The sequence below is a fragment of the Cohnella phaseoli genome (assembly GCF_003386235.1).
Lineage (GTDB): Bacteria > Bacillota > Bacilli > Paenibacillales > Paenibacillaceae > Cohnella > Cohnella phaseoli.
Genome location: NZ_QRDZ01000023.1, coordinates 156,474 through 169,444 on the forward strand (window position 1 = coordinate 156,474; position 12,971 = coordinate 169,444).

A 12,971-nucleotide genomic window follows, 5' to 3' on the forward strand; every position below is an offset into this window, starting at 1 on the left:
TATTGACGTTATAATATAACAGACGTTATGCTTCGGACTGAAGCTGAAGGAGCCTGACTTATGATTACAAAAAAAGAAATTGCGGAGCATCTCGGCATTTCGCGTACTGCCGTTTCCCTCGTGCTGAACAATACGCCCAGCAGCACGATTTCCATTGAAACCCGCAGCAAAATTTTGCAGGCGGCCAAGGAACTCGGATATCGGGATGTCGAGAGCTCTCCCAAGCTCTGCTTCATCCTGTACGAACGGGACGCCAACGACCCGCGTTATATGAGAGAGCTTCATCTCGTCGAACAAGCGGCCAGCCGGCACGGGTACGGCTTGATTTACATGAACGTAACGAACGCTCCTGAATCGATGGACAAGCTGCGCAAAGCGCTGGACAGTAAGGAAATCGATGGCTCTGTCGTTTCCGGCGATGTGGACGAGTATTTGATCCGGGTTTTGCGGGGGTATCCCCCCCCCTTCGTGCTCCTCGGGCTGCCTCTTAAAGACAATATCGACGATCTGAGCTACGCAATGACCGATGACGTTAAGCTTGCCTACGACGCGACTCGCTACCTCATCTCGCTCGGTCATACGCGCATAGCGCTGTTTACGGGAAGCTTGGATTACAAAATCCACCAATGCTTCTTACAAGGATTCGGCCAAGCCTATGAAGCCAGCGGCATTACGCTCGACAAGTCGCTGATTCAGATCAGCAACGAAGAGAACGGCTACGAGCTATGCAAGCGGGCCGAGATGCTGCGGCTGGATTACACGGCCGTTTTTTGCGCCAACACCGTCATTCAATTCGGCGTCCTTCAGCGGCTGCAAGTCATGGGGGTCTCCGTTCCCGACGACGTTAGCCTGATCAGCGCGGGTTTCACCGAACTGGCGAAGGTCAGCGTCCCTCAGTTAACGACTTATTACGTGGAGGAGACGGCGAAAGCCGAAGTGGTAACGATGCTCGTCGATCTCATTAATCGGCCCGCTTCGGGGAGAAGAACCTGCAGCTTTACAGAGTTTTCCCGTCATGAGGGAGGCACGACGGGACCTCGGAAGGGCTGAGCTCATTTTCTTAGTTCGTGTTAAGCGAAAGAGAGACCGTCTCGGCTATGCGGCCGTTACGGTCTCTCTTGTTTTCTTAGCTTATTCTCGAATCCCCGCCGCAATCTCGCGCCGGGCAAGCCGGAAAGAGGCTACGCCCTCTTCTAGAGGGGACACGGTAATTTCTTTGTTTTCCTCCAAGCAGCGCAGGAAGTAAAGCAGTTCGTTATAATAGCCGCCCAGCGAGGAGACGTTGCCGCCGACATCGGACGAAGCTCCGTCTTCGGGCGCGTCCCCGGCCAGCTCGGGCCGGAGATGCTCTCCCGCTTCCGTATACACGTCCAACCCGCTGGAAGTAAAGGTTACCGTCGCTTGCTCAAACTTGACGCGATAGGACATTTCGAACGGAAACCCTTCCGGATAGCCCCAGCTTCCTTCCAGGGAGACGACCGTCTTCCCGTACTTATACGTGCTGAAAATATGGTCGGCGTAACCGCCGTTATTCACCGCCGTGCTCGTCGTCGAATCCGGCTCTCCGAGCAGGTAACGTACGTAATCGACATCGTGAATGTGCAAATCAAGCGCTGCCGATCCGCTGCGTTTGCCGTCCAGCAGCCAATCGTTCCAGCCCCATGTCGGACGCGGGCTGACCCGCTTAAACACGCCGGAAATCATCGCCCCGTAGGTGCCCTCGTCCTTGAGCTTCTTCAAGTACTCGTATTCCGGCCAGAAGCGGATGCAGTGTCCGACCATCACTTTGCCGGAGGACTTCGCCTTCGCTTCGAGCAATTGCGCCGCCTCTTCCTCTTCCAAGCAAACCGGCTTCTCGATGAAAACGTCGTGTCCGCGCTCCAGCGCTTGCAGCGCATGCTTCGTATGAAGGAAAGTCGGCAGGCAGATGTCGATCGTATTGACGTCTGCTTCGCGAATCAATTGCTCGCCCGAGGAGTAGACCTTCGCCCCGAACTTCTCGGCGATCTTGGCTGCGTTGTCGGCATTGTCGTCGGCGACCGCCGTCACTTGGAAATTTGCCTTTCCGGCCAGAGCTTCGTAGCATGCGGCATGCATTTTCCCCATAAAACCCGTCCCGATTAACCCGATCTTGATCATCGTGCCGCCTCCCTTCCCAAAATGCGATCCATCGACCGCGATGTGTTGTAGATGATTTGTTCGGAATGATGCGTATAGGCGGGGATCATCTCGGCAATGACGTAATCGTCGTATCCGACCGCTTCAAGCGCCTTGACGACTGCCGGATAATCCACGTCTCCCGCCAGCAAATCCACGAAGCCGTGCAATCCGCCTGCTTGTCGGCGATAATCCTTGAAATGCACCTTCTTGATCCGCTTGCCAAGAATCGAGATCCAATGCTCCGGATAACCGTTCGCCAGCGTATTGCCGACGTCGAAATACGAGCCGACCCACGGGGAACCGATCTCGTCGATGAAATTTCTCATCTCCAGAGGGGACAGCAGAAATTTGTTCCATACGTTCTCCAGACCGATGTTGACCTGATGTTCGGCCGCTATACTAGCCAACTGAGATACGGCTTCCTGAGCCCGATCGTAAGCGACGTCGTAGGGGACCACTTCGGCTCCCGGAATAAAGTCGACGCCCACCGCCCCCGGAATAAGCAGTATCGTGTCCACGCCGATCGCCGCTGCCATCTCCAACTGCTTCTTGGCGACGTCCAGCCCTTTGCGGCGAATCGCTTCGTCGTTCGAGGTGAGCGGATAATCCCAATACAGTCCGCTGGCCAAGCTGGAAAGCTCGATGCCGGTTTCCTTCGCATAAGCTTTCAGCTCCAACGCTTCCTTCTCGCCGCCGGCCAGACTGAGCTCGCCCGTCTCGGCCAGCTCCAGCTCGATTCCGTCGAATCCGGCGGACTTGGCCAGCCGAATGCATTCCTTCGCTCCCATCCCGGCCGGAAACGACCAGGCGTTAATGCCTTTCTTCATAATCGGAATCCCTCCGCTATTCGTCAGTTCGATTGCCCCTTCATTATAAGAGCTAATCTTCGGACGAGGCTTTGCCGAGAATGCCCGATTATTTATCAAATCTGCCCGCTGGCCGCCCTGTATAGGTTGGACCAGTGGGAGAGTACGCCCATTGCATTCCGAAAGGGATGGCTTTGCCGACTTCAGACAGGTTGTTTTGAGTTGCTGGATCAATAATACCTTTGTAGGTATTTAACTCAAAGACAAAAGGCGCATGCAAAACCAGGGCAAAACCATTCCCTTTCTCCATTTCATGGGGTGATTTCCTCGAAGAATCTTTGGTTCAACCTATTTATCGCGCAGGATTCGGCGTTTCGCACATAGAACCTTAAGGAGAAGATTGCATCGCACCCCCGATTTGTCAAGTTAAGCTGGCTTTCCGCGACACCGGCCAGTTGGACATTAAGTTACTTTTTTGTTCGTTCCACGGCTTGGGCATAACGTGCAAGTTCGCCTCAATTTGTGGGGAATATGCACGCCGTGCGGTCTTATTGGGCAGGTTCGTCTCAGTTTGCAGGGAATAAGCATTTTGGCCATTGCTCCACGGCTTCGATCCGCTAAAGAACAATCTATTCGCCTGAATCGCGGAGAGACAAGTCTTAGCCTTAACCTGGCAACATTGATCATACCCTGTCACCCCGTTCCCGGAGGAATACGATATGGAATTCGCGAAAACCCGGCTAAAGCTCGATATTGAAATTACACACTTGATTTCCTTGCACTACTTCGAGTTTGCCAAAGACTATCTGTTCGCGGGTGAGCGGCACGACTTCTGGGAGCTCGTCTATGTCGACGCGGGCGAAATTGAAGCGACGGCCGACGATAACGGGTACGTGCTGCGGCAAGGCGATATCATTTTCCACAAACCGAACGAGCATCACAGTCTATGGGCCAACAATCGAATCGCGCCTAACGTGATCGTTATCGCTTTCGAATGTCGCAGTCCCGCCATGCGCCGCTTCGAGAACAAAACGTTCCATCTCGGCGACCGCGAACGCAACCTGCTCGCATCCGTCGTCAAATTCGGCTTTCAGGCGTTCGAGCCTCCTTTCGACGATCCGCGCAACCACCGACTGGTCCCCAAACCCGACGCCGTTTTCGGCGCGCAGCAGCAGATAAGGCTCTATCTGGAGCTGCTGCTCATGAGCATCGTCTCTCAAGGATACGCGGATACCGGGGGCAAACGCTTGTCCACCGCCGCCAAGGAGCGGAGCGAGAACGACGTGACCGGGAAGCTCATCGAATATATGAACGAGCATCTCGCGGACGATCTCACGTTGGACGAAATGTGCGAATACTTGCATATCAGTAAAACTTTCCTCGTACGTCTGTTCAAACAGAAAACCGGCCATAGCGTCATGAAATATTACAAAGGCCTGAAAATCGAAAAAGCCAAAACGCTCATCCGCGAGCGTCGCCATAACTTTACCGAAATCGCCGACCTGCTGGGCTATGCGAGCATCCACAGCTTCTCCCGCCATTTCAAGCAGGTCGCGGACCAGACGCCGTCGGAATACGCGCGCTCGGTTCAGGCTCGGATGTATATAGATTGAATTCATGATCGTTTGGCCAAAAAAAATAACGATTGGATCGCCATCGAAGCATGTTCATTCTTGCGGACATCCCGTTCAATCCGCGTTGCCTGATCTGCTCGATCCGCTCAGGAGTGGGATGACTTTAAAGCGGAAAACCCGCTTTAAATGGGCTGAAACACCCTTTCCGAGCCAAATAAGGCGGATTTTCCACCATAATTCCGAAAAATCGCCCGTTTAGAGAAAATAAAGGGGGTTTTCCGCTTTAAATCGATGTTTTTCGCCCAACATCTGAAATTAACGCGGATTTCCCGCCTTAAGCTGGGTCGCCTTATACCGAGTCGCTTTATGCCGGGTCGCCTTATACCGGGTCGCCTTAAGCTGGCCCGCCTTATGCCGGGATGCCTTAAACCGGCCCGCCTATAGACGGCCGCCAAAAGTAGGGCTTAGCTTGGAATGCGCTCTACTCCAACCCAAAAAAACACGGCCCGCATCAATCGCGAACCGTGTCCAATTCCAATATGCCGACAGTTTGCCCAGCCGGCCTAGTTTTCTCGTGGTTACGTACGCTCGTACCAGTATCCCGGCAAGCCTTTCTCCAAGCGCATCAGCGCCTCCAGGAAATAGTAATCGCCCCAGATCACGAAGTCGTCCGGCGATGCGCCGCCTCTAACGGAGTAAGAGCCATGGCGCAAGAAGCCCTCTTCTGTCTCGCTGCCGGCCGTGAAGTAGTTTTCCGTCAGCGATTTCATCGCCAACTGAACAGCCTCCAGCAGCTTGGCGCGCGCTGGATCCGCCTGATCCAAATGGTCGGCGATCTCCAGCATGCCGCAAACAGCAATCGCGGACGCAGAGCTATCCCGCGGCGAGGTCGGGTTTTGCGGCACGTCGAAATCCCAATAAGCGACGTTGTCTTCCGGTAGATGCTTAATGAAGTATTCGGCCAGCCGTTTGGCGGCAGCCAAGTATTCCGGATCGCGGAAGTAGCGGTAAGCCAGTGCAAAGCCGTAGATGCCCCACGCTTGTCCACGCGTCCATGTAGAGCCGTCCCTGTAGCCCTGATGCGTGCCGCCGCGGATCGCATCGCCCGTCTCCTGGTCGAAGTAGAAAGTATGATACGAGCTGCCGTCCCCGCGTACGAGAAAACGCAGGCTTTGATCGGCGTGAATGCGAGCAACCTCAGCGTAACGAGGGTTGCCTGTCTGCTCGGTTGCCCAGTATAGGAGCGGCAAATTCAGCAGACAGTCGATGATAATGCGGCCGCCGTTCTGCGGATCGTCCTTTGGTCCCCATGCTTGCAAAATTCGGATGTTCTCGCGCCACCGCTTCATTAACGTATCCGCAGCTTGAATCGTTAACGCTCTGGCCTGCTTATCTTTCTCGACAATCCATTGAGCCTTGGACGACAGCGAGTAAAGGAAGCCGATATCATGATGATCCAGCACGATATGGTTGTCCATCCTGCTTTTGAAGGATGCGACCGACTTCACGGCCGCCTCGTGGAATTCGGGATCCCCGCTGTACTCGTAACCTAGCCACAGAATGCCGGTCCAGAAGCCGTCCGTCCAATCGTCATTCGGATTAAGGCCATATTTTCCATCGCCGTTGCTGACATGCGGAAAATGGTCTCCGAACCGTCTAATATTGGCCCGAGTCGTGTTTAACGCCTGTTCGATCACTTGCGTCCACATCACAAATTTTCTCCTCCCAATCGCATCGAATAGCTTTGCTAATGCCTTTAATTATAAGGAGGTCTCGTAATATTTTGTTGTGCTATTATATAACTATATTGCGAAAACGAGGTTTAGCCCATGCCCGACGACGATACACCGCGGAAAGCCGCGAATCCCGGCATCTTCTACTATAACCATAAGCAGACGGCGTCCGAATCGTACTTTTTTCACGCCCACCACGGAATCGAGCTGCTCTATGTCTATACCGGCCAAGGCGAGATTATGCTGGATAACCGGACCTTCGCGCTGGAGCCGGGCACACTGGTCTGGTTTCAGCCTTATCAGATGCATCGTGTCGAAGTACCTCCCCACAACGGTCTCTATACGCGGTCTGTGTTGACGTTCGACCCGCATTTGCTGGAGCCTTATCTGGTGCCCTTCCCGGAGCTGAAGCTATACTTCCAGTGGATATGGCGCGGCGGAATGCCACAACAAATATTTAAGCTTAATCCGGACAGCCGAGTGATCGGCCTGCTCGACGAGCTGTATGAGGAAATGAATCAACACTTGAATGGAACCGAGGAGAATCGCGCGCTGCTGTTGCTGCTTCTGCTGCGGCAGTTGAAACGCGAGGTTTTGCCTGCTCTGCCGGCCGGAAGCCATCCAAGCCCGCGAATGCAGCGATATATGGAGAGTATGACCGAGTGGCTGGAACGCCACTACCAGGAGCCATTCAGCCTCGATGGGATGGCCAATGAACTGCATCTGTCCCCCTATCACGTCTCTCATCTGTTCAAGCAAAATACGGGGATTACGATTTCGCGCTACTTAACGCTCCGCCGTATACGCGAGGCTTGCTTCCTTTTGGCTAATACCGCCAAGCCCGTGCATGAAATCGCATGGCTGGTCGGGCGGTTCAACTCGGCCTACTTTTGCAAAATATTCAAGGAAAACAAAGGACTGTCCCCGGAAAATTACCGCAAGGCTTATCGGGAAAATCGACGGTAGCCAGTAGAGCGCGCACCCGAAGCGACGCAACGAAGAGGTTTTATGCTTGTAAAAATAAACGAAGAAGCTAAGCCGCTACAATGGCCTAGCTTCTTCGTTTATCCACATCCAGTTGCACTCTACTTGCCCTGAACCTGATAATCGTGGGCGAGTTGCCCCTTCACTCCGGGCTTGTACACGAACAGACTTCCGGCCAGCGGCTCCTGTCGCAGCTGCTCCTCACTGAGCCCCACGCTTGCGGAAGTAATGTACAGCTCGTCCAGATCGTCGCCGCCGAAGCAACAGGAGGTCACTTGGGATACGGGCAGCTCGATACGTTCCAGACATTCGCCGGTGTCGGGGTCGAAGCGACTGACGGCATAGCCGCCCCAGTGCGCAACCCACAGCTTGCCTTCCGCGTCGACAGTCATGCCGTCGGGGAATCCCTGATCGACGGGGATATTCGCGACGACGCGGCGGTTGGAAATATTGCCGTTGGCAGCGTCGTAGTCGAATCGATCGACCCGTCTTGTCCCCGTATCGATGTAATACATCGTCCGACCGTCGAGGCTCCAGCCCAAACCGTTCGAGCAGCTGATCTCGCCGACCATCCGATGCACGGAGCCGTCCGTGTCCAGGCGATACAACGAGCCTTCGGGAGCATCTTCGGATTTCGGCATCGTACCGGCCCAGAAACGGCCGGCTGGATCGCATTTGCCGTCGTTAAACCGGTTGCCCGGCAAGTGCGCCTCGGGATCGACAATCGGCTCCAGTTCTCCTGTCGTCAGATCCAGGAAGTAAAATCCGTGCTCCAGCGCGCATACCATCCGCCCGTCCGATGCCCGCACGACCGCGCCGATCCGCTGCCCGACAGAAACGCTTCCGTCCTCTCGCGTCTTCGGATTCCACATCCGAATCTTCATTCCTTCTATGTCTACCCATACGAGCTGACCGCTCTCCGGAAGCCATAACGGCCCTTCGCCAAGCGCCGATTTTTCCACGTTAATCGCTTCTGCCTGCTTCTTCACGCAACTCATCCCCCCGCTTTGTTCTGTGTACATCGTACCGCGCGGCTCATGGAATGCGCAACTATTAGTCATCACATGATCAGATCAATTGTTTCCGCAAGCATTTTCCCGATGAACTCATTCGCATACGGTCCGGGATGAATGTCATCGTCGTACAGGAATTCGTAGTCCAGCAATTGGGCCGACACATTCTCCCGGAAATATCGTTCGAAGTCGATAAACCCATACCCGTTCGATACGGAGAAGTCTTGCACCGCTTGAAAATATTCCTCGTAACCTATCGTAGCGGAAGGCGCGTTTTCGAAAATAACGGATTTGTCGCCCACGGTCGTGAACAAGAGAATATCCGTCTTCCTGTCGCCCTCCGGGTTAAGATGACGGCTCAGCTTCTCGATCAAGGCGCGCAAGTTCGATTTCAACACGTCGATCGGCGTCTGTCGCAAGTATTCGTTAACAATGGGAGCTTGGATAACGGCCAAGGTCGGCGTGAACCGGACGAAACGGAGCAGCTCATCCATATGCGGATAAGACGGATCGTTAAAGCTCGCCGTTCCGTCCCCCAGCCACTGACCGACCGTATGTCCCCCCATCGAGAAATTGCGAACGTCGCAGCTGTCGAACACGATTCCTCTGATTCTAAGCGCCGGTCGCGCTTGTCCGAAAGCCGCAACCTGCGGATGCTCGAAACCGACAGCATCCGGGTGCGCACCGCCATAGGAGAGACAAAGTCTGCCGATCTGCTTCTGACCGTAATCGATGCAATAGACGATTTCTTCGTCGCCGTCGGGTCTATACGTATCAAGGACGACGCTTGTAGAGCCTATCTCAACCTCTGGGACCTCGATCGCGACGTGCTGGCCTTGATGAAGTCTGGTCACCCTCGGATACCCTTCCGCTTGCGGATACAGATAGCCGCCGGTATTCCGGCGATTACCCGTTCCCTTTTCCCGAAAAAAGATCTCCAGCCTTCCCCCGCATCTGCCTGCAAGCACGCCGATATACGCCTTGGTCGCATGGGCTTTCATATCCACGCAGCACCACGCCCCGCCTCTTCCGTTTTCCTCCGGAACGATCGCATACAAGCAGTCGGTAAATCGATCGGTCGCGGCCAAATCGCCCAGATGCTTCACCGCTGCACGATCCTCACCGCGCGATGCGTAGAAGCCCTCAGCCGCAACCGGCTCGACTATGCTTTCTCGAACGATCTGGTAGTTTCCCCGGATAAGAGGGGAGCTATCTTCGGCGCGATCGTCCGATTCCGGAATGATCGCGGAAGGATAGAAGTCGTACTTGTTCAAAAGATGTTCCCGCAGCTTCGCAAAAAAACCTTTGTTATAGGGAACGGCCATATGAGAGGAATAAGCGGGAAAAATCACGTCGTAGCCCGGTGCGCCTTGGCCCCAGCCATGGCTGTCCCCCAGCATCAGAATTTCTAAATCCGTTGTCGCATGCTTCCTCCGTCTGGCGGTCAGCGCGGGAAAACAGGAGGCTCTCATGTTCAAGGCATATTTTGATAGAAACGGTAAGACATCCATCCTGTCTTCCTCCCATTCCGAGAAATCGCTTTAAGCTTCCGCGACAAAACGATTCGTCAACGTTCCGATCTTCTCGATGCAAATGCTGACCTCGTCGCCGGGCTTCAGGTAAACCTGCCGCTCCGCCGGCAATCCGAGGACGACGCCTTCGGGCGTGCCGGTCAGAATCACGTCGCCGGGCTCCAACGTCATGTGTCGGGAAATATAGCTGACAATTTCGTCGCACGCAAAAATCATATCCGACGTGTTGGAATCCTGGCGGATTTCTCCGTTCACGATCGATTGGATCGCTAACCGGTTCGGATCGCCGACTTCATCGGCCGTTACGAGATACGGTCCGATCGGGCAAAACCCGTCGCAGCTTTTGCCAAGCAGCCATTGCTGCGTGCGAAGCTGCAAATCTCTTGCGGAGAGATCGTTAACGGCCGTATAGCCGAATACGTAATCGAGCGCCTCGTCTTGGGATACGTTCTTCGCACGTCTCCCGATTACGATCGCCAGCTCCGCCTCGTAGTCCAGCTTGGCCGTCACGCCCGGAACCGCGACTGAAGCCTGGTGTCCGGTCAGCGAGTTGTTGAACTTATTGAACAAAATCGGATACTCGGGAATCGGCGAGTTCGTCTCCTCGGCGTGCCTGCGGTAATTCAAGCCGACGCAGATGATTTTCTGAGGGACCGGAACGCAAGGGCCGAACGATAGCTCCTCGTCGCTAATAAGGACGGAGCGATCCGGCTGCGGAGGCAGTTGCGCCAGCAGGGACCGCAGGGCTTCAACCGCTGCTTCACCCTCGCGAATGACGTCCATCATCTCGCCGGGCAGCGAAGTCCCGCCGTTTCCGTAAACCTCTGCGGCCTTCGCCATATTAACGATGCCGACGCTCGTCCATATGCCGAGCGTCTGTTTTCCTTCCTGATCGATCACAGCGAGCTTCAAGTTAACTCCTCCTTCTATGGGTTGGGACAGAGCATAATCTTCGCGATAGCGCCCGGGCCGGACACCAGCTTCTCGAAGCTGCTCTGGCCATCCTCCAGCGGACGATGCTCCGTCCAGGGCAGCAAATCGATTCTGCCCTCCCCGATCCAGCGCAGAGCCGTTTCGAAATCGCTCCGCGAATACGCGAAAGCGCCAAACAGCTTAAGCTCTTCGCGGATAATCGAATTGATCGGCAGCGTCGTATCGGCCTCGTGAAGGCCGGTCAGCCCGATTCTGCCGCCGCGTCGTACGGATTGCACGCAGCGAAGGCGGGTCGAAGCGGCTCCGACCGCATCCACCGCCGCATGAAACCCTTCCGCAGGCTTAAGCGCCTCAATCTCCTCGTCACCCCGCGCCGGAATGCCGCCCAGCTCCGCCGCAATGCGCAGCCGATCGGCGTTCAGATCCGCTACAACGATGTTTTCCAATCCTAAAGTTCTTGCAGCGGCGAGCGCGAACAGGCCGATCGGGCCCGCTCCCAGGACGAGCAGACGATCTTCCCGCTTCAAAGACAGCAGTCGGCACAGATGAACCGCGCACGCGAACGGCTCCGCGAAGGCCGCCTGATCGAAGGAGACGGAATCGGGAATCGGGTGAATGTCTCGCTCGGGTACCGCAACATATTCCGCGAAGGCCCCCGGAGCATGCGCTCCGAGCAGACTGCGGCTCTGACACAGCTGCTCGTTGCCTGCGCGGCAATCCTCGCATTCGCCGCATGTACTCAGCGGGTTGACCGTAACCCGGTCGCCCTGCCGGAATTTCGTCGCTCCTGCCCCTACTTCCGCCACAACGCCGGAAAATTCATGGCCCATGACGAGAGGCGGCACGCGCAGCGAGTTATGACCAAGAAAGCCGCCAAGCTCGGAGCCGCATATGCCGACTCGCTCGACCCGAATGAGAACCTCCCTCTCCCCAAGCGAGGGAACCGGAACGTTGCGGACGTTCATCTGCCTGGGGCCTTCATATACAAGCGCTCGCATCATCGATGACATGCTTATCGCCTCCTCACTCGACCCGATAACGGTTCAATACTTCTTCGTCGATCTCCACGCCCAAGCCCGGACGATCGACCGGAACGGTTACGTAGCCGTCCTTGAACTCCACCTCGCGGCTGACCAGGTCCCGCGCCAACGGCGAATTCGATACGGTATATTCGATCATAAAGCCATTCGGAATCGCTGCCGCAAAATGCGTGCTTGCCGCCACCAGAATGCCGGTTTTGAACGCGTGCGGGACAACCTTCTTGTGCCGATCGTATGCCAAATACGCGATTCTCTTGCCCTCGGTCAATCCGCCTACGCGAGCCAGGTCGGGCTGAATGATGTCCAGATGCCCTTCGTCGAGCAGCCGTTGGAACGCCATTCTGCCGCTCTCCTGCTCGCCGCCGGCGATTGAAATTCTCGTGCGGTCCGCCAGCTCGCGGTATCCGGCGATATCGTTGGAATGCACCGGCTCCTCCAGCCAATAGACGCCGTATTTCTCGTAGACGTCGGCCATCCGCAGCGCGCCCTTCAAGTCCCAAGCGAGTCCCGCGTCGATCATGATATCGATGTCGTCGCCGATCGCTTCCCGGATCGCCTTGACCTGCGCCTCGTCGAACTTCGGATCGCGACCGATCGGTCCCCATCCGAATTTCATGGCTTTATAGCCTTGCTTGGCGTACTGCTCCGCCATGCGAGCCGCTTCCTCAAGCGTCTCCGGCATGAGCGCGCTTGCATAGGCTTTCAATTTACGGTTGAAAATGCCGCCCATCATCTCGCACACGGGACGGTTCATCACCTTGCCAAAAATATCCCACAGCGCGATGTCCACGCCGCTGATCGCGTGCAAAGCCGGACCGGTGCGGCCGAAATAAATCGTGCCCCGGTACATTTTGTCCCACAGCCGTTCGATCTCGATCGGGTTTTCCCCAATCAGCAAGCTCCGAAGACCGGTCGCGATCGAGTGGGAAGCGCGGGCGTCCACGACCGCTTTGGCGACAAGCGGAGAAGAGTCGACCTCGCCTACGCCAACGATTCCTTCATCGGTATGAATGCGGATAATTAACGTATCCTGCGTGCCGTCGCATTGCTCCGCGTCCAGATCGGGCAAGCGCAAATGTATCGCTTCAACTTCGGTAATTTTCATGATTATTCCCATTCCTTTCGCTTCGCTCAAGGCACAAAACGGAATGAAATCCGTCAGCCTTGGGCGTTTTTTTGTATGCTTGAGTTACGGA

Annotated in this window: 12 protein-coding genes; 3 read left to right on the forward strand and 9 right to left on the reverse strand. The window is 55.5% G+C overall.

The features are described 5' to 3' along the window. Nucleotides 1–60: 60 nt before the first annotated feature. Nucleotides 61–1,050, forward strand: coding sequence for a LacI family DNA-binding transcriptional regulator (locus DFP98_RS25365; RefSeq protein WP_116063421.1), 990 nt, complete (start codon nucleotides 61–63; stop codon nucleotides 1,048–1,050). Nucleotides 1,051–1,131: 81 nt separating this feature from the next. On the opposite strand, the gene DFP98_RS25370 is transcribed toward DFP98_RS25365, so the two are convergent. From DFP98_RS25370 to DFP98_RS25380, 3 genes are all read right to left on the reverse strand, one after another. Then, a complete protein-coding gene (locus DFP98_RS25370) occupies nucleotides 1,132–2,139 on the reverse strand; it encodes a Gfo/Idh/MocA family protein (protein ID WP_116063422.1) in 1,008 nt (335 codons plus the stop codon). Next, nucleotides 2,136–2,987, reverse strand: coding sequence for a sugar phosphate isomerase/epimerase family protein (locus DFP98_RS25375; protein WP_116063423.1), 852 nt, complete (start codon nucleotides 2,985–2,987; stop codon nucleotides 2,136–2,138). The genes DFP98_RS25370 and DFP98_RS25375 overlap by 4 nt, the downstream gene beginning before the upstream one ends. Before the next feature lie 88 nt (nucleotides 2,988–3,075). Next, nucleotides 3,076–3,276 carry a hypothetical protein gene (locus DFP98_RS25380; protein ID WP_116063424.1) on the reverse strand — a complete coding sequence of 67 codons (201 nt, stop codon included), beginning with the start codon at nucleotides 3,274–3,276 and terminating at the stop codon, nucleotides 3,076–3,078. Between the two features lie 409 nt (nucleotides 3,277–3,685). Here DFP98_RS25380 and DFP98_RS25385 point away from each other — a divergent pair, with 409 nt between their 5' ends. Then, on the forward strand, nucleotides 3,686–4,579 hold the full coding sequence (locus tag DFP98_RS25385) for an AraC family transcriptional regulator (RefSeq protein ID WP_116063425.1): 894 nt from the start codon (nucleotides 3,686–3,688) through the stop codon (nucleotides 4,577–4,579). A 539-nt stretch (nucleotides 4,580–5,118) separates the two neighbouring features. On the opposite strand, the gene DFP98_RS25390 is transcribed toward DFP98_RS25385, so the two are convergent. Further along, the gene (locus DFP98_RS25390) at nucleotides 5,119–6,249 is read right to left on the reverse strand and encodes a glycoside hydrolase family 88 protein (protein ID WP_116063426.1); all 1,131 of its coding nucleotides are present in this window, start codon (nucleotides 6,247–6,249) and stop codon (nucleotides 5,119–5,121) included. Between the two features lie 120 nt (nucleotides 6,250–6,369). Between DFP98_RS25390 and DFP98_RS25395 the strand changes: the two genes are divergently transcribed. Further along, nucleotides 6,370–7,239, forward strand: coding sequence for an AraC family transcriptional regulator (locus tag DFP98_RS25395; RefSeq protein ID WP_116063427.1), 870 nt, complete (start codon nucleotides 6,370–6,372; stop codon nucleotides 7,237–7,239). A 119-nt stretch (nucleotides 7,240–7,358) separates the two neighbouring features. Here the strand turns inward: DFP98_RS25395 and DFP98_RS25400 are convergent, their stop codons facing one another. From DFP98_RS25400 to DFP98_RS25420, 5 genes are all read right to left on the reverse strand, one after another. Next, nucleotides 7,359–8,255, reverse strand: a complete 897-nt coding sequence (locus DFP98_RS25400; RefSeq protein WP_116063428.1) for an SMP-30/gluconolactonase/LRE family protein — start codon at nucleotides 8,253–8,255, stop codon at nucleotides 7,359–7,361. A gap of 62 nt (nucleotides 8,256–8,317) precedes the next feature. Then, entirely contained in the window at nucleotides 8,318–9,781 is a 1,464-nt protein-coding gene (locus tag DFP98_RS25405) for an SGNH/GDSL hydrolase family protein (RefSeq protein WP_116063429.1), read from the reverse strand. A gap of 30 nt (nucleotides 9,782–9,811) precedes the next feature. Next, nucleotides 9,812–10,714, reverse strand: coding sequence for a fumarylacetoacetate hydrolase family protein (locus DFP98_RS25410; protein WP_425455549.1), 903 nt, complete (start codon nucleotides 10,712–10,714; stop codon nucleotides 9,812–9,814). A 14-nt stretch (nucleotides 10,715–10,728) separates the two neighbouring features. After that, entirely contained in the window at nucleotides 10,729–11,745 is a 1,017-nt protein-coding gene (locus tag DFP98_RS25415) for a zinc-dependent alcohol dehydrogenase (protein WP_246016700.1), read from the reverse strand. Between the two features lie 13 nt (nucleotides 11,746–11,758). Next, on the reverse strand, nucleotides 11,759–12,880 hold the full coding sequence (locus DFP98_RS25420; RefSeq protein ID WP_116063430.1) for a mandelate racemase/muconate lactonizing enzyme family protein: 1,122 nt from the start codon (nucleotides 12,878–12,880) through the stop codon (nucleotides 11,759–11,761). Between the last annotated feature and the right edge of the window lie 91 nt (nucleotides 12,881–12,971).